This window comes from Paenibacillus sp. FSL R5-0912 (assembly GCF_000758605.1).
Taxonomy (GTDB): Bacteria; Bacillota; Bacilli; order Paenibacillales; family Paenibacillaceae; genus Paenibacillus_AQ.
Map to the genome: position 1 here is coordinate 6,322,143 of NZ_CP009282.1, position 18,491 is coordinate 6,340,633.

The 18,491-nt window shown below is 51.5% G+C and carries 15 protein-coding genes; 1 reads left to right on the plus strand and 14 read right to left on the minus strand.

The window, feature by feature from the left end:
- Positions 1-33 precede the first annotated feature (33 nt).
- The 8 genes from R50912_RS33595 to nifB form a co-directional block, all read right to left on the minus strand.
- Positions 34-600, minus strand: a complete 567-nt coding sequence (locus tag R50912_RS33595) for a DUF269 domain-containing protein (RefSeq protein ID WP_052416711.1) — start codon at positions 598-600, stop codon at positions 34-36.
- Positions 584-994, minus strand: a complete 411-nt coding sequence (gene nifX / locus R50912_RS26620; RefSeq protein WP_042239092.1) for a nitrogen fixation protein NifX — start codon at positions 992-994, stop codon at positions 584-586. Before nifX ends, R50912_RS33595 begins: the two co-directional genes overlap by 17 nt.
- Positions 969-2,297, minus strand: a complete 1,329-nt coding sequence (nifN, locus tag R50912_RS26625; RefSeq protein WP_042239095.1) for a nitrogenase iron-molybdenum cofactor biosynthesis protein NifN — start codon at positions 2,295-2,297, stop codon at positions 969-971. The genes nifX and nifN overlap by 26 nt, the downstream gene beginning before the upstream one ends.
- Positions 2,287-3,690, minus strand: a complete 1,404-nt coding sequence (gene nifE, locus R50912_RS26630) for a nitrogenase iron-molybdenum cofactor biosynthesis protein NifE (protein WP_231637719.1) — start codon at positions 3,688-3,690, stop codon at positions 2,287-2,289. Before nifE ends, nifN begins: the two co-directional genes overlap by 11 nt.
- A 247-nt stretch (positions 3,691-3,937) precedes the next feature.
- Positions 3,938-5,497 (minus strand): nitrogenase molybdenum-iron protein subunit beta, encoded by a 1,560-nt coding sequence (nifK, locus tag R50912_RS26635; RefSeq protein ID WP_042239098.1) that lies wholly within the window; start codon positions 5,495-5,497, stop codon positions 3,938-3,940.
- Positions 5,494-6,951, minus strand: a complete 1,458-nt coding sequence (gene nifD, locus R50912_RS26640; RefSeq protein WP_042239101.1) for a nitrogenase molybdenum-iron protein alpha chain — start codon at positions 6,949-6,951, stop codon at positions 5,494-5,496. Before nifD ends, nifK begins: the two co-directional genes overlap by 4 nt.
- 133 nt (positions 6,952-7,084) lie before the next feature.
- Positions 7,085-7,951, minus strand: a complete 867-nt coding sequence (gene nifH, locus R50912_RS26645; protein ID WP_039297719.1) for a nitrogenase iron protein — start codon at positions 7,949-7,951, stop codon at positions 7,085-7,087.
- A gap of 6 nt (positions 7,952-7,957) precedes the next feature.
- Positions 7,958-9,325, minus strand: coding sequence for a nitrogenase cofactor biosynthesis protein NifB (gene nifB, locus R50912_RS26650; RefSeq protein ID WP_042239104.1), 1,368 nt, complete (start codon positions 9,323-9,325; stop codon positions 7,958-7,960).
- A gap of 659 nt (positions 9,326-9,984) precedes the next feature.
- On the opposite strand from nifB, the gene R50912_RS26655 reads away from it, so the two are divergent.
- Positions 9,985-10,812 carry a TerC family protein gene (locus R50912_RS26655; RefSeq protein ID WP_042239109.1) on the plus strand — a complete coding sequence of 276 codons (828 nt, stop codon included), beginning with the start codon at positions 9,985-9,987 and terminating at the stop codon, positions 10,810-10,812.
- Positions 10,813-10,891: 79 nt separating this feature from the next.
- Here R50912_RS26655 and R50912_RS26660 read toward each other — a convergent pair whose 3' ends face one another.
- From R50912_RS26660 to R50912_RS26685, 6 genes are all read right to left on the minus strand, one after another.
- Positions 10,892-13,231: an S-layer homology domain-containing protein gene (locus R50912_RS26660; RefSeq protein ID WP_042239113.1), complete on the minus strand. Its 2,340-nt coding sequence runs from the start codon at positions 13,229-13,231 to the stop codon at positions 10,892-10,894.
- Between the two features lie 252 nt (positions 13,232-13,483).
- Complete coding sequence (locus R50912_RS26665) at positions 13,484-14,236, minus strand: ABC transporter permease (protein ID WP_042239117.1); 753 nt, start codon at positions 14,234-14,236, stop codon at positions 13,484-13,486.
- Positions 14,230-15,012: an ABC transporter ATP-binding protein gene (locus R50912_RS26670; protein ID WP_042239120.1), complete on the minus strand. Its 783-nt coding sequence runs from the start codon at positions 15,010-15,012 to the stop codon at positions 14,230-14,232. Before R50912_RS26670 ends, R50912_RS26665 begins: the two co-directional genes overlap by 7 nt.
- Complete coding sequence (locus R50912_RS26675; RefSeq protein ID WP_231637720.1) at positions 14,993-15,964, minus strand: ABC transporter substrate-binding protein; 972 nt, start codon at positions 15,962-15,964, stop codon at positions 14,993-14,995. The genes R50912_RS26670 and R50912_RS26675 overlap by 20 nt, the downstream gene beginning before the upstream one ends.
- A gap of 325 nt (positions 15,965-16,289) precedes the next feature.
- Positions 16,290-17,414: a Ger(x)C family spore germination protein gene (locus R50912_RS26680; protein WP_156123356.1), complete on the minus strand. Its 1,125-nt coding sequence runs from the start codon at positions 17,412-17,414 to the stop codon at positions 16,290-16,292.
- Positions 17,407-18,489, minus strand: a complete 1,083-nt coding sequence (locus R50912_RS26685; RefSeq protein ID WP_042239126.1) for a GerAB/ArcD/ProY family transporter — start codon at positions 18,487-18,489, stop codon at positions 17,407-17,409. The genes R50912_RS26680 and R50912_RS26685 overlap by 8 nt, the downstream gene beginning before the upstream one ends.
- Between the last annotated feature and the right edge of the window lie 2 nt (positions 18,490-18,491).

Sequence of the window (18,491 nt, forward strand, 5' to 3'; positions counted from 1 at the left end):
TGAATCCCCCTGTGACTGTGAATTGATTCTGCTTCAGCCCTCCAGGCTGAGCAGGCCGTGCTCTGAAGTCATTTCATTATATTTCTCAAGAAAAGCCAGCCCCTCTTCTATGCACTCCACCCCGTAACGGATCGTCTTCTCCGTGGAAGTGAACGGGAAGGGAAAGCCGGCCCGCAGGCTTTTGAGCACCAGAATAACCCTGCCGCTGTAGAGCAGTCCCCTTCCGAAGCCCTCGCCGTTAATCTCGGCGGTGCTCTGGATCATGAGGCCGGTTCTTTCGTCTATCACTCCCGCCATTGCCTGAAACAGCAGCGGCACCTGCTGGCGTACCTTCGGCGACACCGCACAATTGAATTCAGATTGATCCTTATCCTCGGCGGAAGCCAGGAACAGCTTCCCGATCTTCTCCTGCGGCGGAAGCAGAGCGCTACGCCCGAAGAAATCTCCGGCGTCCAGCAGATGGCATAACCGGCGGACCAGAGCATCCGCTGTCTCCTGATTCAGCTCCTTACGCGCTTTCCGGCCGCGCAGTCTCGTTGCCGCAGCCTCCGGAATTCCTGTATCCTGCAGCTCAGCATTCTCATTAGCCATGGGTTCCATCTGCTTCTCCCCCTTCGCTCTCGCCAGTTTCCTCCGCCCGCAGAACCTTAGCCAGCCACATAGGCGGCTTGCCCTGAAGCATCTCCACCAGCCGTTTCAGCTGTTCCTCTATAGGACTGCCGAAAGGGACCTTGACCGGCATAATCTTGCGGCGCGTCACCCGCGCAGCCGCTGATGCGCCGATCTGCATAATGAAGATCAATGTACAATCGCTTACCGCATCCAGACGGCTGTCGATTCTGCCTGCTTCATCCTGGTTCAGCACCGCCGTTAGCTTACGCAGCTCAACCAGTGATGCCCCGGATTTCGTTACATTATATACAGCAAACATCGGACTTTGTCCGAAATGGGCATTCACACGGTTTCCATCATCTGTGGCGAACGCTACTTTCACGGTGTCCTGCCTCCCTTTGCATTAACAAATTCCCTGCTTTATTACTCCATTCCATAGCGCCCCGGTACCCGACCGAGACAGACATATAAGCACCCAGCTCATTCCAGACCGGGAATCCGGCCGGCATAAATGCTGCCTCGATCCGCTGCGCACCTGCAATTCCGTGAGAATTGCTGATCCACAGATCTGCTCCCTTGCCCAGGACCTCGGCATCATCCAGGTCGCCTACCCATACCTCGCGTTCCATTCCGGCAATCAGCGGGGTTTCAAATGAGGAAATCAACGCCTTCTGCTCTACTCCCAGCTCCTCCAGCCATCCCGAGACGGAATACAGATGATCCGGTTCCAGTGCAGTCAGGGCCGACATTCCGGCAAATTGAAAATGGGCATCCAGCATGCTGTCGAGCAGATTCTCCCGCTGCCAGCAATACCGCAGCGGCACCGGCTCTCCGCTGATCTGATGCAGGAAATGCAGCAGTTCATCCGAGGCTTTGAGTCCCATTGCACCTTCGAATACCTTATACGGTGTGCCCAGCGCATTATGCAGCCGCCGGGCCGGACGCTCCATGCTGCCGCCGATGGCAATCGTCAGCCCGGACTGCAGGCTCTGCAGCATGGAATCCAGCGGCACTCCGCCCCGCGTCAGCGGCGAGAAGCCGGTGAGCAGATGGCCGGACAAGGAGGTCGAGATATCCGGCAGTGCAATCACTTCGAACCCGAAGGAGGAGATGATCTCCTTCAGCTCCATTACATCAGCCGGGGTTAAGAAAGATCCCGGCAGCAGGGTGATCTGCCGGGTGTTGACACTCCTGGACCCCCGATGTCCGACCTGCTGGATCATCTCGTCAATCATGGCTTCTACCGTAGAGCTGAAGCCCGATTCCAGTGATCCGCGAAAATCAGGAAGCACGACAGAGAAGGCGAGACCGCCGCGCATATTCCGCTCTCTTTTATACGTCTTCAGCATGTTCTGATAATCCACTCCGGCCACATCGGTCAATTCGGTTCCAATAATGCCGATGATATCGGGACGATGCTTACTGAGCACCAGATTCAGCGCCTCTTCCAGATTGCGGTTGGCATCGAAGATGACATCCATCTCCTGGAGCGCCGAGGTCTGTACGGCAATCGGTTCCCGGAAATGCCGGGTCAGCAGCGCCTTCGGAAAAGCGGAGCAGCCCTGGGAGCCGTGAATCAGCGGCATGGCCCGGTAACAGCCCTGCAGTGCCAGCACGGCACCCAGCGACTGCCCGATCTTCATCGGGTTGACCGATGCCGGCTTTTTTCTCCGGTTAACGGTCATACGGCGGAGCCTCCTTATCCCATGGGGCCGGGCTTGCGGCCAGCTTCCAGATTGGATTGGCCAGGGAATAAGTCAGTTCTTTGGCCAGCCTCAGCAGTCCCTCATACCCCGCATAAGCCTTGTGCCGCTCCTGGTTAATATCTATAAAAGGAATCTGCTCTTTCATCGCCACGTACATATTGCGTCCGCCGGCAATCATAATATCCGCCTTACGTTCCCTTACGGTCTTAATAATCCGGCTTGCTCCGCCTTCGGGAATGTATTCCGTATCATCGCCCACCCGGTCGGCAATCCGCCGCACATCATCCTCAGTGCTTTTGTTCGTACCTACCCCGACTACCTGGACGCCAAGCTCCTTCAGCGCCGAGATCACCGACCAGCTTTTGACGCCGCCGGTATAGAGCACTGCCCGTTTCCCTTTCAGCAGCTTGCGGTACGGCCGCAGATCCTGGCTTAACCTGGCTTCTTCCCGTTCGGTGAGCCGGTCCACCCGCCGCTCCATCTCACGGTCATTCATCAGAAATGCCATTTGCCGCAGCGAGTAGGTCGTTTCCTTAGCACCATAGAACGAACCTTCGAAATAAGGAATGCTGTATCTGGATTCCATTTCCTTGGCAAGGCCCAGCAGCGCCCGGCTGCAGACCACCATATTCACTTTGGCGCGGTGCGCATAGGTAATCTCCTTGTAACGGGCGTCGCCCGTTATCCGCGAGGTTACCGTGATCCCGGCGCTGTTCATCAGCTTCTCGATATCCCACATCTCACCGGCGATATTATACTCACCGATCAGATTCACACCCAGAGGCGACATCGGCTCCGGTTCTCCTGTACCGATAACGTACTGCAGCAGGGCATCTCCGGCCAGACGGTTGCCGAGATTCTTGCTGCCGACGAAGCCGGGACTGTTCACGGGGATCACAGGGATCCCGATCCGCTCAGCCGCCGCCCGGCAGACAGCATCCATATCCTCGCCAATCAGCGCTGTCACACAGGTTGAATATACAAATATTGCCGGAGGCGCAAAGCGCTCGGCAATATAGTCGATACTGTCCTTCAGTTTCTTCTCGCCGCCAAAAATAATATCGGAATCCGTAAGATCCGTAGCGAAGCCGTATTGGGACAGGGAGGGGCCGCTTGACAGCGTTCCTCTGCTCTCCCAGCTATTTCCGGCACAGGCAATCGGTCCATGGACAAGATGTGCAGCGTCCATAATCGGCAGAAGCGTAATTTGGGCTCCGTCGAAGGAGCAGCCTCCAGCTGCTTCACCCGGTTTGGGCCGTGGACAGGGCTTTGCTTTTGGGGCTATGCTCCCGCAAGCCTCGGAATCAAATTCGTTTTTTCGAACAGGGTCCATCGGCTCTTCATCTCCTTCGCTTAAGATGCTGTATTTCACGCAAATCTTGCGCTGCTCCTGAGGCGGCATTTGCACCTGATGGCAAGAATCCCGGCCCTCCGCCGTCCCCGGATGCCGGTTACAATAACCGTTGCCGAATATTCCGGGGACTTGAGAGACCAGGCGAGGTATTTTTTACATTTATTCAAATGGTTGTATTTATATAATAAATTTCATTTCAGAAAGTTTCAGTAATTCTCATCACTTCGCGTGATCAAATTACCTTAGATAGCTGATAAATATGCGTTTAGCGCACCAGTTCGAAATTAAATCCGGAATTATTATCATCGAGCTGCTGGAGAATCGTGTTCACAATTAAGCTAAGCAGATTCAACGTTCCCTGGTACCCGATAATCGGATAACGATGCATATGATGACGGTCAAAGATCGGGAATCCGACCCGGATCAGCGGCACATCGGCATCCTTGGCGGCGAATTTCAGATGCGAGCTGCCAATTGCCAGATCAACCGTATCATTCAGCAGCAGCGAGCGCATATGCCACAGGTCTTTACCCACATGCACAGTTGCTTCGGAACCGTACGGACTTGCCGCCAGAAGCGCCTCGGCTTCATCCTTAAATTTCAATTCATTGTAATCAACATCACCGTTCGAGCAGACGATATGCACCGGCTCCATCCCGGTTTCCAGGCAGAACCCGATCAGACCGATCAGCAGATCCGGATCACCCACCAGCGCAACCCGCTTGCCGTGCAGGTAAGGATGACTGTCCATGAGCGCATCTACTACGCGGCCGCGTTCTTCGGTAAGTGAGGCGGGAATGGGCAGACCCGTCAGTTCACTGATTGCTTCAAGCAATTTATCGGTACCTTTAATGCCAAGCGGCGTCGATAATGCGGAGATTTGCTGGTTCCAGGTTCCGCTGATATATTCCTGAGTCTTCTTCAGCGTATACTTTTGCAGGGACAGAGTCCCCAGCGCATTGGCTGCCTGCGGAACATCCTCAAGCTTCGTGCCGCCATAATAATATTCGTATTCTCCCGTGGCCGGTGAGTCATAGTTCCCGCTGTGATCCCCCAGGATCGTGTACTTGGTATCAAACGCAGCAAGAATCTTGCGCAGTTCCGCGAAGTTACCGGTGTAAGGCTCGAAACCAAGCATTACATTCAGCTTCTCCCCGCTTTCTGCACCGCTTCCCGGCTTACTCTCGATTCCTGAACGGGTGTAGAGGTAGCTCAGAATGCCTTTGATCATGGCATCATAGCCTGTAATATGCGAACCGACGAAGCTCGGTGTATTGCAGTAAGCTACTGGATATTCTTCACTGATAACCCCTTTAATCCGGGCGTTGCCGATAAAAGAGTTCAGGTCATCCCCGATAACCTCAGCCATGCAGGTGGTACAGATCGCAACCATCTCCGGTTTGTAGAGCGCGACACTGTTCTCCAGACCATCAATCAGGTTGTTCATCCCGCCGAATACGGCAGCATCCTCAGTCATTGAAGTGGAAACAGAAGGTGTAGGCTCTTTAAAGTGACGGCTGAGATGGCTGCGGAAGTAGGCATTGCAGCCCTGTGAGCCGTGAACAAACGGCAATGTTTTCTCAAATCCGAGTGCGGCCATCACTGAGCCGAGCGGCTGACAGGCTTTATGCGGATTAATGACAACATTCTGGCGGTTAAAATTCTTTTCCATATATTCAGCAGATTTGGAGTATGCGAGCGCTTCGGCAGTCTCCTGCTCGCTGCAAGGCGCTTCGAACTGCTTCTTGTTCTCCCGCTGCTGAACATAGCGTTCTTCCTTAAACAAGCTGGTATTATCTTTAATGTTCAGTTCATCCTTGCTCATATGCTCGCCTCCTCTGGCTCCATTTTCTCTTTTCGGGTCACCAGATCCCACACCGGACTGTTCACCGTCATATCCATGTCCTTGGCAAATACCTTAAAGCCGTCGAAGCCATGATACGGGCCGCTGTAATCCCATGAGTGCATCTGACGGAACGGAACACCCATTTTGTGATACACATACTTCTCTTTCACACCGGAACCTACCAGATCAATGTTCATTTTCCGGGTGAGCTCTTCCAGCTCGTAGGCTGTTGGGTCATCCATAATGATTGTTCCTTCTTCCAGCATCGGAAGCATCTTCTCATAGTCATCCTTATGGGCGAATTCGTAACCGGAAGCCACGATATCCATACCCAGATCTTCATAGGCTCCGATCGTATGGCGTGAACGCAGGCCACCGATCATCAGCATGACGGTTTTGTTCTCCAGGCGGGGTCTGTATTTATTGATAATGGCATCCATTACCGGCTTATATTTGGCGATCATCTTCTCGCAGTTCTCCTGAATCGTAGTGTCGAAGAGGGCTGCAATCGCCCGCAGGCTCTCATAAGTCTTGGTGGGTCCGAAGAAATTGTATTCGAGCCATGGAATGCCGTATGCCTTCTCCATATGATCCACCATGTAGTTCATCGAACGATGACAGTGAATCAGGTTCAGCTTCGCCTTGTGAGCCACTTCCAGCTCATTGAGGGAACCGTCGCCGGACCACTGGGCAATTACGCGCAGGCCCATTTCTTCCAGCAGAATACGGGAGGCCCAGGCGTCACCGCCAATATTATAGTCGCCGATAATGTTGACATCGTACGGACCGGTCTCCGCCAGTTCCGCACGGCCCATGACGAAATCGCGGATCGCATCGTTTGCGATATGGTGACCCAGCGATTGGCTGACCCCCCGGAACCCTTCGCAGCGTACCGGAACAATCGGCATATCCAGCTCTTTGGACATCTTCTTGGATACCGCTTCAATATCATCACCGATCAGACCGACCGGACACTCGGATTGAACCGAGATCCCTTTGGCAAGCGGGAACATTTCGGTAATTTCACGCATGATTACGGCCAGCTTCTTATCTCCGCCGAAGACAATATCCGTTTCCTGAAAATCACTGGTGATCTGCATAGCCGTAAAGTTGTCGATCCCCAGCGTACCGTTGGCAAAGTTACGGCGCGAACCCCAGCTGTATTGTCCGCAGCCTACAGGGCCGTGACTAATATGGACCATATCCTTGATCGGGCCCCATACCACCCCTTTGGACCCTGCATAAGCGCATCCGCGCGGCGTCATCACACCCGGACGGGATTTGATGTTAGACTTCACTGCACAAGTTCCGCAATCTATGGCATTATCTGTAGCCACCTGAAAATGTTTCTCGCGGTCTTTCTTCGCTTTTTTCGGGTAGGCTTCAAGAACTTCTTCTATCAGTTTTTTATTGTCTTCGATATTCAGTCCCATGTATTGACCCTCCTTATTCTTGATGCAGGACGCCCAGGCCGCCTGCGTGGCTAATGCCACTGGAGATGAACCGGTGAAGGCCGTCTCTCCACTCCCGTTCACCGGTTCACTCTATAGATTACGGCATAGAGCCTTATTGACCGGAAGCCTGCAGTTTCTTGATCGCAGCTTCTTCATCTTCAATGATCCCGAATTCCATCAGCAGCTCTTCCAGCTCTTCCATGGAAATCGGAGTAGGGATGGTCAGCATTTTGTTATTGAGGATTTTCTCAGCCAGTGTTTCATATTCTTTCGCCTGCTGATGGGTAGGGTTATATTGGGCAACAGTCATTCTGCGCAGCTCGGCATGCTGAACGATATTATCGCGTGGTACAAAGTGAATCATCTGTGTGTTCAGGCGGCGGGCCAATTCCATGATCAGCTCATCTTCACGGTCTGTATTACGGCTGTTGCAGATCAGGCCTCCCAGTCTTACACCGCCGCTGGTGGCATATTTCAGGATACCGCGGGCGATATTGTTCGCTGCGTACATCGCCATCATCTCACCGGAACAGACGATGTAGATCTCTTGGGCCTTGCCTTCACGGATTGGCATTGCGAAACCGCCGCATACAACGTCACCAAGGACGTCATAGGATACGAAGTCCAGATCCTGATAGGCGCCTTCCTGTTCCAGGAAGTTGATGGCGGTGATGATCCCGCGTCCCGCGCAGCCTACACCTGGTTCTGGTCCGCCGCATTCTACATTGATAATGTCGCCGAACCCTGTCTGCAGTACATCTTCAAGCTCCAGATCCTCTACCGAACCCAGTTCAGCTGCCAGTTCAAGCACCGAGTTCTGGGCTTTCGTGTTCAGGATAAGACGGGTAGAGTCTGCCTTAGGGTCACAACCTACGATCATTATTCTTTGTCCGAATTTTGTAGCCAGCTGAGCCAGGGTGTTTTGTGAAGTTGTCGATTTACCGATACCGCCTTTACCGTAGAAAGCTATTTGTCTCATTGTTCATCATCCCTTCGAAATGTTTATATTTTCAAAATAAGAGCTGTACTTGACGCTTTCGAGAATGGCTTCCTGAATTCCGCCTTTGCGGACTAGTGGCAGGACTCCGATTTTGTTCAGGCTGGCCCTCGGGGCATCGCCGATACCGGAGCAGAGAAGAATACGGCAATCACTTAAGATAGATATGATTTCTTGCAGCGTGGCGGCTTTATCGCCGTTGCAGTCTGCTTTGCCATGACAATAAGCTTGTATCTTGCGGACACCGAGCAGTTGTACATCAACTCCGTCGGTATCATAAACAAGGAACTCTGTGGCATGCCCGAAATGCTGGTTGACCTTATCGCCGCCTCTTGTAGCAACCGCAACCCGTGTCTTCGGTCCGCCCTCCACTATACGTCTCGCCTGTTTGGCTTTGACGCGCTCGCGGATTTTGGTATCCAGTTCACTCTGGAACATTGCCCTGGCTTCTTCATTAATGACCGGTTCAGCTTCCATCGCTTCAAGCGGGAAATCCTGATTACGGTCCTGGCCCAGCAGCCCGATGGCATCAGCCCGGCATTGCCGGCAATGGCGCATGACCTTCATGCCGTCACGGCCAAGAAGCTCCTGCAGATTAAGCAATTCCTTCGGACGGGGCGCCTTGCGTCCATCCGCTTCGTACTGGCTGCCCGGTGCGATAATCAGCGGTGTTACATTATGCAGCGTGGCCCCGAGTTCTTTTACTCGTTTGGACACTGCGGGCAGATGATGATCGTTGACCCCCGGAATCATAATGGAATTCACTTTAACCAGAATCCCCAGCTTTGCCAGCATTTCAAGTCCCTGCAACTGACGGCTGATCAGCAGCTCGGCTGCTTCTCTTCCTTCGTACCGGACACCTTCATCGAATACCCAGGGATAAATTGCCTGGCCGACATCAGGATCGATGGCATTGATGGTGATGGTGACATGACGGATGCCAAGCTCGATGATCTCATCCACATGCCGGTAAAGTGTAAGTCCGTTGGTGCTGAGGCAAAGGGAAACGTCTGGCACATACTTCTTGACCCGGGCAAAGGTATCAAACGTCTGCTCCGGATTCGCCAGAGGATCTCCGGGTCCGGCCACACCCACTACCGAGAGCTGCATCAGCTGAGCGGCAACGCCTCTCACCTTGCGTTCCGCCTGCTCCGGAGTAAGCACTTCACTGACCACGCCCGGCCTGCTCTCATTCACACAGTCGAACTTGCGGTTGCAGTAATTGCACTGGATGTTACAGGCGGGAGCAACCGGGATGTGCATCCGGGCATAAAACCGGTGGGCCTCCTCGCTGTAGCAAGGGTGGCGGCTAATCTCCTCCTCCGCTTCACTTGATATACATGACGGCTGCATCATTTCCCACCTCCTAAAAGTTTTGTGAGCTTAGCTTCCTGTACAATCTGCGTACAAAACTCGCTTCGGAAGCATCTGCTTAAGTTTTGTGAGCTAAGCTTCCCTGACATTCCATCAGCGACAGTCAATTGGATATTCGCTTAGTTGTGTTATGTTTAATAACATCAACCTCGCTTGGCTGCTTTAATTAGTCTCATCATATTTTCATAACAGGGTATCGTCAATTAGATTAAAGCTTAATTCGCCCTTTATTTCCTTAAGTTTGCAGTTTCGCCATATCAGATGTTAAGTAATATAACTCATACATTCCATGGTTCCGTTTTCAAAACAATCATTTCCTGATGATATTTATTCTCATAAACATTGACAACGCCTCTCAACTCATATATGATACTTTTAGTTAGATACGTAAATCCTAAAATTTCATATATCCCGTAAAGGGGAGTAGCTGTTAGATAAAATCGTCAATACGAGAATATGAGGATATTCTCCGGTTTTATCGGCAATTCATTTTGTTAGCGAGACCTTTACCAATCAGGTTACCTTTATTCCAAAGGCTAATCTGTTTGGTAAAGGTCTTTTTTATATAGTTTTGGTTACAATAATGGTAATAAGGGTATTTTTATGAAAAGTACCCAGAGCCACATGAGGAGGAAACAGCAATGGATTGGGGATTATTATTAGAATACGGATGGGTATTGCTCGTTCTGGTCGCACTGGAAGGGCTGCTTGCCGCAGACAACGCACTTGTATTGGCAATCATGGTTAAACATCTTCCTGATGAGGAACGTAAGAAGGCGCTCTTTTACGGATTGGCAGGAGCGTTTGTGTTCCGGTTTGGATCACTTTTCGTCATCTCTTATCTGGTCGACATCTGGCAGGTACAAGCCATCGGCGCAATTTATCTATTATTTATCGCGGGGAATCACATCTTCCGAAAATTGCTGTTCAAGAAACCAGTCACGGATGAAGCAGCTGAAAGCGGCACTTCCGGGGCTGTCAACAAGAAGAAATCCAGCTTCTGGTTCACCGTATTTAAGGTTGAGATTGCAGATATTGCCTTTGCAGTAGACTCCATCCTCGCAGCTGTTGCCCTCGCCGTTGCTCTTCCGCCAAGCGGAATCGGCCACATTGGCGGACTTGACGGCGGACAGTTCCTGGTAATCTTTGCGGGCGGATTCATCGGCCTGGTCATTATGCGGTTTGCCGCTTCTTTCTTCGTCAAATTGCTCCACACACGTCCAGGTCTCGAAATTGCCGCCTTCTTCATTGTCGGCTGGGTAGGGATTAAGCTTGCCGTCATCACTCTTGCACATCCTTCGCTGGGTGTATTGTCTGAAGACTTCGCGCATAGCACCTGGTGGAAACTGACCTTCTACGTGGTTCTGATTATTATTGCGGCTACAGGCTGGTTCATGAGCAGCATCAAGACCGAAGACAATGTCGGCGAGAATCCCGTCAAGGAAGTCGACAAACAGCTCGGCAAATAAGCTTCTTCACTCCATATGAGACGTCAAAAAGCCCGTTTCTGCCATAGTGGCGGAAACGGGCTTTGCTGTGCTTCATTCTCTATTGGCCGATCACCTGATCGGTTCTGCCCTGCAGCTCTACAAGCTTCATGATTACATTAGCTGCCTGCGCCTTGGTTACAATCTGCTGTGGATTGAACTTTCCGCTCTCTCCCTGCAGCAATCCCAGCTTCACAGCCAGCGCCACTGCCCCTGTATCCTGAATGGCCGCATTGTCACTGAAGCTGGTTATGACAGAATCATTACCCAGAAAAGCTGAAAGCTTATCGTACTTCAGGAAGGAGGCAAGCAGAACAGCAAGCTGTTCGCGGCTTAACTTACTCTCAGGCTGCAGCGCAGCCTCTCTGCTGATCCATTCACGCTCTGCCGCATAGCTGACAGCTTCATAATAAGGACTGTCCGGACTCACTCCAGCCACGGCTTTAGGTTCAGAACCATTCGAATATCCTGCATAATACGGTGTTGAGGATCTGGCAATCAGGGTAAACCAGTCTCCGGCCGTTATCTCCTGGTCCGGATTCACCTTCTTGTCCGCATCTGTGCTCAGCACGCCGTATTTCAGCAGCTCGGTCAACGCCTGCTCTGCTGCATGCCCCTTAAGATCAACTGCCTCCGCTCCACTCCGTGACTGCAACGGGCTCTCGTAGGTCGTGACCCATTCCTTAGTTTGCGCATCCAGTACCTTATAGGTATCCTGAGAATCTGCCGGAGTCGGAGCATATACCAGCTTAACTACCGGTTCAACATACTTATTATTTATGTTATATCCGCCTATACTGCTGTACTGCAGTTTAAGATCGTATCTAGCGAGATAGCTCTGAAGTGCTTCCGCCCCGGAAACTGCCGGAACAGGCTTATCTTTGAGCGCTTCATAACCGGTGTTGCCTGTATTCGTGTAGCTTTGCAGTCTGCCGTAAACATCCATAGTCATGACTATATTACTGTCACTAACCGGAATACCCTGATAATAGCGCAAGAACTGGTAACGGTACCCCTTCCCATCTTCAAGGATACTCCACTTCCCTCCATGCTCAACCAGCTTAAGACTTCCGCTAGCCTTAGGATACAGACGGTTGATAAGCTCTATCGCCCTCTCCTTGGCTTGTGCCTGCGTCAGTTTGGTTCCGCCTGCAGGTGCAGGCTGTTCCTTCAATGCCTGGCCTCCATACTGATCCAGCTGGAATTGAATGATTTCTCCGGTGCTGGAGTCTACTTCAGCGTACGTACGCTCCGGCATTGCCATATTAGCAGCCGTGCGGCTTGCTTCCCAGGATAATCTCCAGAGCTTTTGTTTATCATTCTGGGAATTCACGCCAGAGTTCTGGCCTGACAGCTTGCGTTCTGCAGGAATCGCGGCGACCTGCTGTACCAGCTTCGCCGCTGCAGCTGCGGTTAGCCCGGCGGCGCTTGACGGCTGGAAAGCATTCTTCCGCTCTGGAACCGCCTCATAAGTAACAGCTGCCGTAATTGCCTCGCCTTCGTTATCTATGCTTTTGCCAGTCTGGGCATCTACAAGGAACAGGGACTCACTCTCAGGGCGCCAGCCCAGAATCCAGCGCACTGCCGCGCCGTCTTTATATAGAGGAATATAATAGAGCCCAATCTTAAAGTTCCCGGCAAATTGCTTGGTTGCTGATTCCAGGGAGACCGCCGGCTTCGCTGACGGATACACTAAGTCTGTAGCCGGTTTGCTGAATTGAACGATATTCCCGTTTCCATCTACGGCGATGTTCAGCATATCCGTTGCTGAGGGAAGCCCGTTTCTCATGATTCTGAAATGAAACCTATATTCAAATATACCAAAGAGCGCGTCTCTGCCCATATAAGTCGGGTCGTTATCATCCAGTACAAGGTCCGTCGCTGCCAGGGATGGTGCGGCCATGGCAATAAAGCTGCGGGCTTTCGCCAGCGCCTCCTCCCGGGAGAATTCCGGAGGGTAAAAGGCATTCTCCCTCAACATAGGATAAGAAATATACGTATTCACCAGATCACCTGTCATCGCATCGACCAAACTGGAGAACCCGTAACCTGAGCTGCCCAGCTGATACTGCCACTGGACATTCCACACCATCTGGTTCCCGGAAGGAGGGTAAGAATCCGTGCCAAGCCGTACATTGGATACCGTCGCTTCCTTCAGAACGGGAAACCACTCTCTTAGCTTGGCAATGGCCTGCTCCTGTGTGATTTTGGCCTTGGCCGGGTCCGGGGCTGCGGAATTGGCGGCCTGTCCGGCAGCTGCTGTAGAGAGAGGCGGCGTCACCGAAGTGTAGCTGGAATCCGCAGCAGCCAGCCCGCCAGGCAGTAGTAATGCAAGCGTTACCGAAGTAATCAGGGCTGTCCGGGCGGTTTGCTGAATAAATTGATTGCGTTTACTGTTCAAAACATTTCATCCTCCTCAAATAAGCAACATGGATATTCTAATTATAATTATATTTAGATATATTTACCATCTTATATTTGCGACAGGAAATTACAGCATTCTCAAAGAAGTAGAAACGGCTTTGCCGTCCTTTTAAGGGACGGTGTTGTTTCAGCGAGAAATAGAAGGATAAGTTATCGTGTGAAACATATAAATTCTTATATTTCAAAAGAAACGGGCACCGTCCTTATGCGGACAATACCCGTTTACAGACTACCTCCGCCACTTCATAAACCGGTAATCCAGCAGATCCACCAGCAGGAAAAGGACAAAGCCTACCAGACTGAACAGCATAATTCCCGCATACATCTCCGGATAATCCAGCCGCAGCCAGGCATCCATAATGAAGAAGCCCATGCCATGCTCCGTACCGTAAATTTCGGTGAAGAACAGCACCGATATTGCCGTTCCAAGAGAGATACGAATGGTGCTGAGAATGACCGACAGTGCGCCGGGGAGCGTCACATTCCAGAACTTCTGCATGGAGCTGGCGCCGATGCTCGTCAGAACATCATATGTACTCTCAGGGATTGCCTTCACACCATCACGTACGGATATGATTATCTGGAACAGCAGGATCAGCATGATCATCAGCACTTTGGAGATCTCCCCGAGGCCGAAGAACAGCATCACTACAGGCAATAGCGCAATCTTGGGAATCGGATAGGTCAGATACACCACCGGATCCAGCAGCCTGTTCCAGAGCGGAGAGCGGCCCATCAGCAGGCCTACCATCAGTCCGAGCAGCAGTGCCAGCAGCACACCCTCGAAGATCCGGAGCAGGCTGTAGCCGACGTTCAGCGCCACATCACGCGCCCCGAGATGAAACATAGCTTCATAGACTGCACCCGGACTTGGCAGAATGGAATGATTCATCAGCAGATAGGCTATATACCAGATTACATTCATGCCCGCAAAAACGAACAGCAGCCGCAGCAGGTGAGGGAGATGCCGTTTTTTCACCATTTCTCCATCATTACCCTTCTGATTCTCTTACTCTGCTCGAAATACTCATCGCTCTCCCGCTTGTCCACATGCTTCATTGCAAACACAGCAGAGTTATCGAGAATCTCAGGAGGCTCCTGTTGCCCGGGCAGCATCACGATAATCTTCTGTCCCAGGAGAATCGCTTCTTCTATGTCATGGGTGACGAACAGCGTGGTTGCCGGATGAGCCTGCCAGTTGTCGATAAAAATCTGCTGCAGCCCTTCCCGCGTGATGGCATCCAGCGCTGAGAACGGCTCATCGAGCAGCAGAAGGGTCGGCAGAATGGCGAACGCGCGGGCAATAGCCACCCGCTGCTGCTGCCCGCCGCTCAGCGAGAGCGGAAACCGGCCGGCCAGTCCGGCTATACCCATGGACTCAAGCCAATGCATGATTTGCCCGTCCTGCTCCTGCTTATTTTGGCTCACGCCGCCGGGGCGGGCAATTTTCATGGCAATCCGGATGTTGTCACGGACTGTCTTCCAGGGGAGCAGCCCATAATTCTGCGGCACCAGCCCGATCAGCGTGTCCTTGTCATGGACGGATCTGCCGTTGAAGAGCAGCTCCCCCTCATACCCCGGCAGCAGGCCGGCAATCGCCCGCAGCAGCGTGGATTTGCCGCTGCCCGAAGGACCTATTACTGTATATATCCCATGCTCCGGCAGGGTTAGATTCATATCCCCGAGCGCGAGCTGCCCATTGGTGTAAGCTACATGCAGGTTATGAATCCGCAGTCCGTTATTCTTTAAACTGGACATCGGAGATCACTTCTTCAGCCGATATATTTTTGGTGAGCAATCCTTTTTCACGCGCCCAGGCGAAGGCAGCCTCCACTTCCTTCACATCCACCTGGTAAGCAGGCAGGTATTCCGGCACTTGAATCTCATTCTTCAGGGTGTCCGGATAACCCACTTCCTTGATAATCAGATCGATATATTCCGACTGGTCATGCGTTTTCATATAATCTACAGCTTCATCATAAGCGGCATACATATCACGGATTGCTTGTCCCTTGGCATCAATCGCACTCTGCGGGAAAGCCAGCACGAACGGGTTAATCCCTGCACTATGGGTCGAGCTGAGAACGCGCAGGCCTGCAGTTTTGCCCATCGTCACGAACGGCTCCGGAAGGACGGCTGCATCAGCCTTATTACTTTTCAGCAGCTCCAGACGGGTTGGAATCTGTGGCACTTCGGTTACCGTAATATCGTCTTCGGTCAAGCCGGCCTGCTTCAGCATCATCGCCACGGTATATTGGGTCGAGGTATTCTTGGACAGTATGACCGTCTTGCCCTTCAGATCCTTAACCTCTTTGACTTCATCATTTCCGGTCAGCAGATCAAATTCACCCGTTGTAGTGCTGGTGATTTTGACATCCAGTCCAGCTTCATTATAGATCGAAATTGCTACGAGATCTGCGCTGAGGCCATCCACTTTGCCGGCTTGAAAAGCTACATCGCGGTCCTTGGCGCTCTTGAAGGTCTGGATATCGAGGTTAACCTTATGCTGTTTATCGAAGCCTTGCTCATGTGCAATAATAAACGGAATGGCATCAATCGAAGGCAGCAGTCCAAGCGATATGGTAACCGGCTCAGCTGGAGCTTCCGCAGCATTTCCGGAGCTTGCATTATTGGCATTGCCTGCATTATTCGAATTTCCGCAGCCAGCCGCTACCAGACCAACCGCAGCAGTCAACATTACTATTTTCATAAGGTTCTTCCAGTTTTTTCTCTCCATGAATCTTAATTCCTCCGTCTCTTTTCGCTTCATCATTTTGCTGTTGCTTCGCTTCTGCTTCCGGGAACAGGATCATCCAGTGGTGTAGTGCGGCATTGCCTCTCAGGCCAGAGGTCCATGCGCATTTATTCACATACAGGCATACAAGTAGAAACGTTGAAGCCGCCCTTCCAAGGGCGGCACTCGTTTCTGGTGTACATCTATTCAAGTCGTATGCTCCGGGAAGACCTAAGTAATGCAATTTTACACCCATTGCCCTATTTTGTATATTTATAAATTGAAATAATTAGGGTAGTGCCTACATGTATTTCCCGTAATCCTTGATTGTCACCTTGGCCTTGCACGCTATCTCCACCTGCGGATATACCTCCCGCCAATTCATTTGATTCCACTCTTTATAACTCAAAGAGTTCCTTACCTGTATCCCGATTCCGAGACTATCCACGTTATGCTGCTGCATTTGCAGCACCATTTCTTTGGCTTTGGCCATAATCACGTCTGCGATATCCCGCTCCAGCTGTTGCCTTATCCCGGCCTTATTCAGAGAATGGTGTCCGGTATATTCAAGCACAGAGCCCTGGATGTTCGCCAGAAGCTCGACTTTGAACCGGTCTGCCCCCAGACGATGAACCTTCACCTTGCGTGAATTCAATAATGAACTGAACATCACTACCGCCGGCCGTCCGGCCTCTTCGCCCAAATGGAGAGCAACCTCTCCCTGTCTTAGATCATCACGGAACAGTCCGAAGAATATCCCGTCTTGAGCCGGAATCTTCATTCTGTAACGGTCCTCCTGAAATAAGGCAATACCGTCAATAACGGCTTTGTCCCCGCTATCCCTTACTATCGGTGCCACCGGATCTATGCCATCGTCATTATAGTCGCGGGAGAATTCATACAGTGTGGTATTGGGAATGCTGTTGCCGGCCGCCTCTTTCTCCAGCAGGTGATTGATATATCTTCCGGTATCCGTATGCGGCTTGTACTCCTTGGCCAGAATTTCACCGGCATCCCCGTTAATAATCGTAACCTTGACGCCAAGGGCTATAGAGGGGTCCCGCAGCAGGGTATCAATGTAATCCCCGAGTCCGGCTTTGGCCAGCTTCAGGCCAAACAATGCATCTCTGAGCTGCCCGCTGACAACCGTCAAATCTGTCTGTCTGGAGAACATGATTCCCGCTTCCTTAATGCTATCCGAGACAGTAGACAGCAACTCGCGGCGTACGGAGGAATTCGGGTCAATGACCGGGACGCAGGAGGTAACTTTGATCCTGTTATTCTCTGCAAGATCATAGCTCGCCGTCTGCACCAGGCCCAGCTTCTCAAGGATTCTCTCGTCGCTTTTGCATCCGGTCAGCAGCAGAGGAGGCAGAAGCAATAGAATCAGGAACAACCTTGCCATGCAATAGTTCTGTCTATGCACGGACCTCTCCCCCTTTCCGCTGAATCAGCAGCAATAGAAGCAATAGTACCGGAAATCCGAAAGCAATCCCGGTCACCGCATACCCCAGATTAGTGATCCAGACCCCCACTGCATCCAGTGTCTTCGGAATAAAAGAGATGCTGTAGGAAATCGCAATCAGCAGGAAGGTGAGCAAGGATAGTTTTATCCTGGGAAGTATTCTTCGCACCGACTCTTGTGCCGCCCACCAGTACATTACAACAGTGACCAGAACCGGGAACAGAAACAGACCGTACAGCAGATTCTCCAGCCTCTCTATAAACGGGAATTGGATATACGCCAGCAAATCAAGCAAGGGATAGAGCAGTTTTTTCAATTGCCCCAGACTGAAGAACCCGAAGCAGATGATCGCCAGCGAGATATATAGCACAGCTAAATAGAGATTTCCCGCATGGACACCCGCCATAGCCTTTTTGTTCTTGTTCACGTAAGGAAACAGCAGTATCGATAATTCGTAACCGAGAAAAGCGGAATAGATCTCCATGGCTCCTTTAAGCTGATCATGCCCGCCTTTAAGAATAAACGGAGTCAGGCGTTCCCAGCGGAACGACGGAAAAAACCACAGCATGAGCAGATACATCCAGGCGGACAGCCAGAAGAACAGCGTAGCCGCTTTGGAGATGGAATAGATTCCTTTGGTAATCATCAGAAAGGCCAGAATGTCCATAGCCAGCTTGAACACCATGGGATTCGTTGTTGGGAAGGACAGCATTTGGAAGATTAGCACGTATTTCTTGCCGATCATGCAGCCAAAAACAAGCCAGACCGCAGCCAGACCGCCATAAAAAGGATACAGCACCGCCCTTGGAATCGACTGCTCCATAATTTCAAATACAGACCTCCCTTGACCAAGCCGGAAGACCAGTGAAATTAAATAGATATTGAAGGTAGAGACTACGATACACGGCACCAGAAAAAGCCATCCGTTGGTACCGAAATATTCAGCCAGATTGCGGGGCAATGTGAAGATTACAATTCCGGATTGGGTCAAATGCATTAGAACGGCAATATGAAAGGGGCGCAGCTTTTCGGGCATAA

Bases quoted from the DNA above. Each gene is read 5' to 3' on its own strand.
- R50912_RS33595 (WP_052416711.1), bottom strand. From the start codon at position 600: ATGGAACCCATGGCTAATGAGAATGCTGAGCTGCAGGATACAGGAATT.
- nifN (WP_042239095.1), bottom strand. From the start codon at position 2,297: ATGACCGTTAACCGGAGAAAAAAGCCGGCATCGGTCAACCCGATGAAG.
- nifK (WP_042239098.1), bottom strand. From the start codon at position 5,497: ATGAGCAAGGATGAACTGAACATTAAAGATAATACCAGCTTGTTTAAG.
- nifD (WP_042239101.1), bottom strand. From the start codon at position 6,951: ATGGGACTGAATATCGAAGACAATAAAAAACTGATAGAAGAAGTTCTT.
- nifH (WP_039297719.1), bottom strand. From the start codon at position 7,951: ATGAGACAAATAGCTTTCTACGGTAAAGGCGGTATCGGTAAATCGACA.
- nifB (WP_042239104.1), bottom strand. From the start codon at position 9,325: ATGATGCAGCCGTCATGTATATCAAGTGAAGCGGAGGAGGAGATTAGC.
- R50912_RS26655 (WP_042239109.1), top strand. From the start codon at position 9,985: ATGGATTGGGGATTATTATTAGAATACGGATGGGTATTGCTCGTTCTG.
- R50912_RS26665 (WP_042239117.1), bottom strand. From the start codon at position 14,236: ATGGTGAAAAAACGGCATCTCCCTCACCTGCTGCGGCTGCTGTTCGTT.
- R50912_RS26670 (WP_042239120.1), bottom strand. From the start codon at position 15,012: ATGTCCAGTTTAAAGAATAACGGACTGCGGATTCATAACCTGCATGTA.
- R50912_RS26675 (WP_231637720.1), bottom strand. From the start codon at position 15,964: ATGAAAATAGTAATGTTGACTGCTGCGGTTGGTCTGGTAGCGGCTGGC.
- R50912_RS26685 (WP_042239126.1), bottom strand. From the start codon at position 18,489: ATGCCCGAAAAGCTGCGCCCCTTTCATATTGCCGTTCTAATGCATTTG.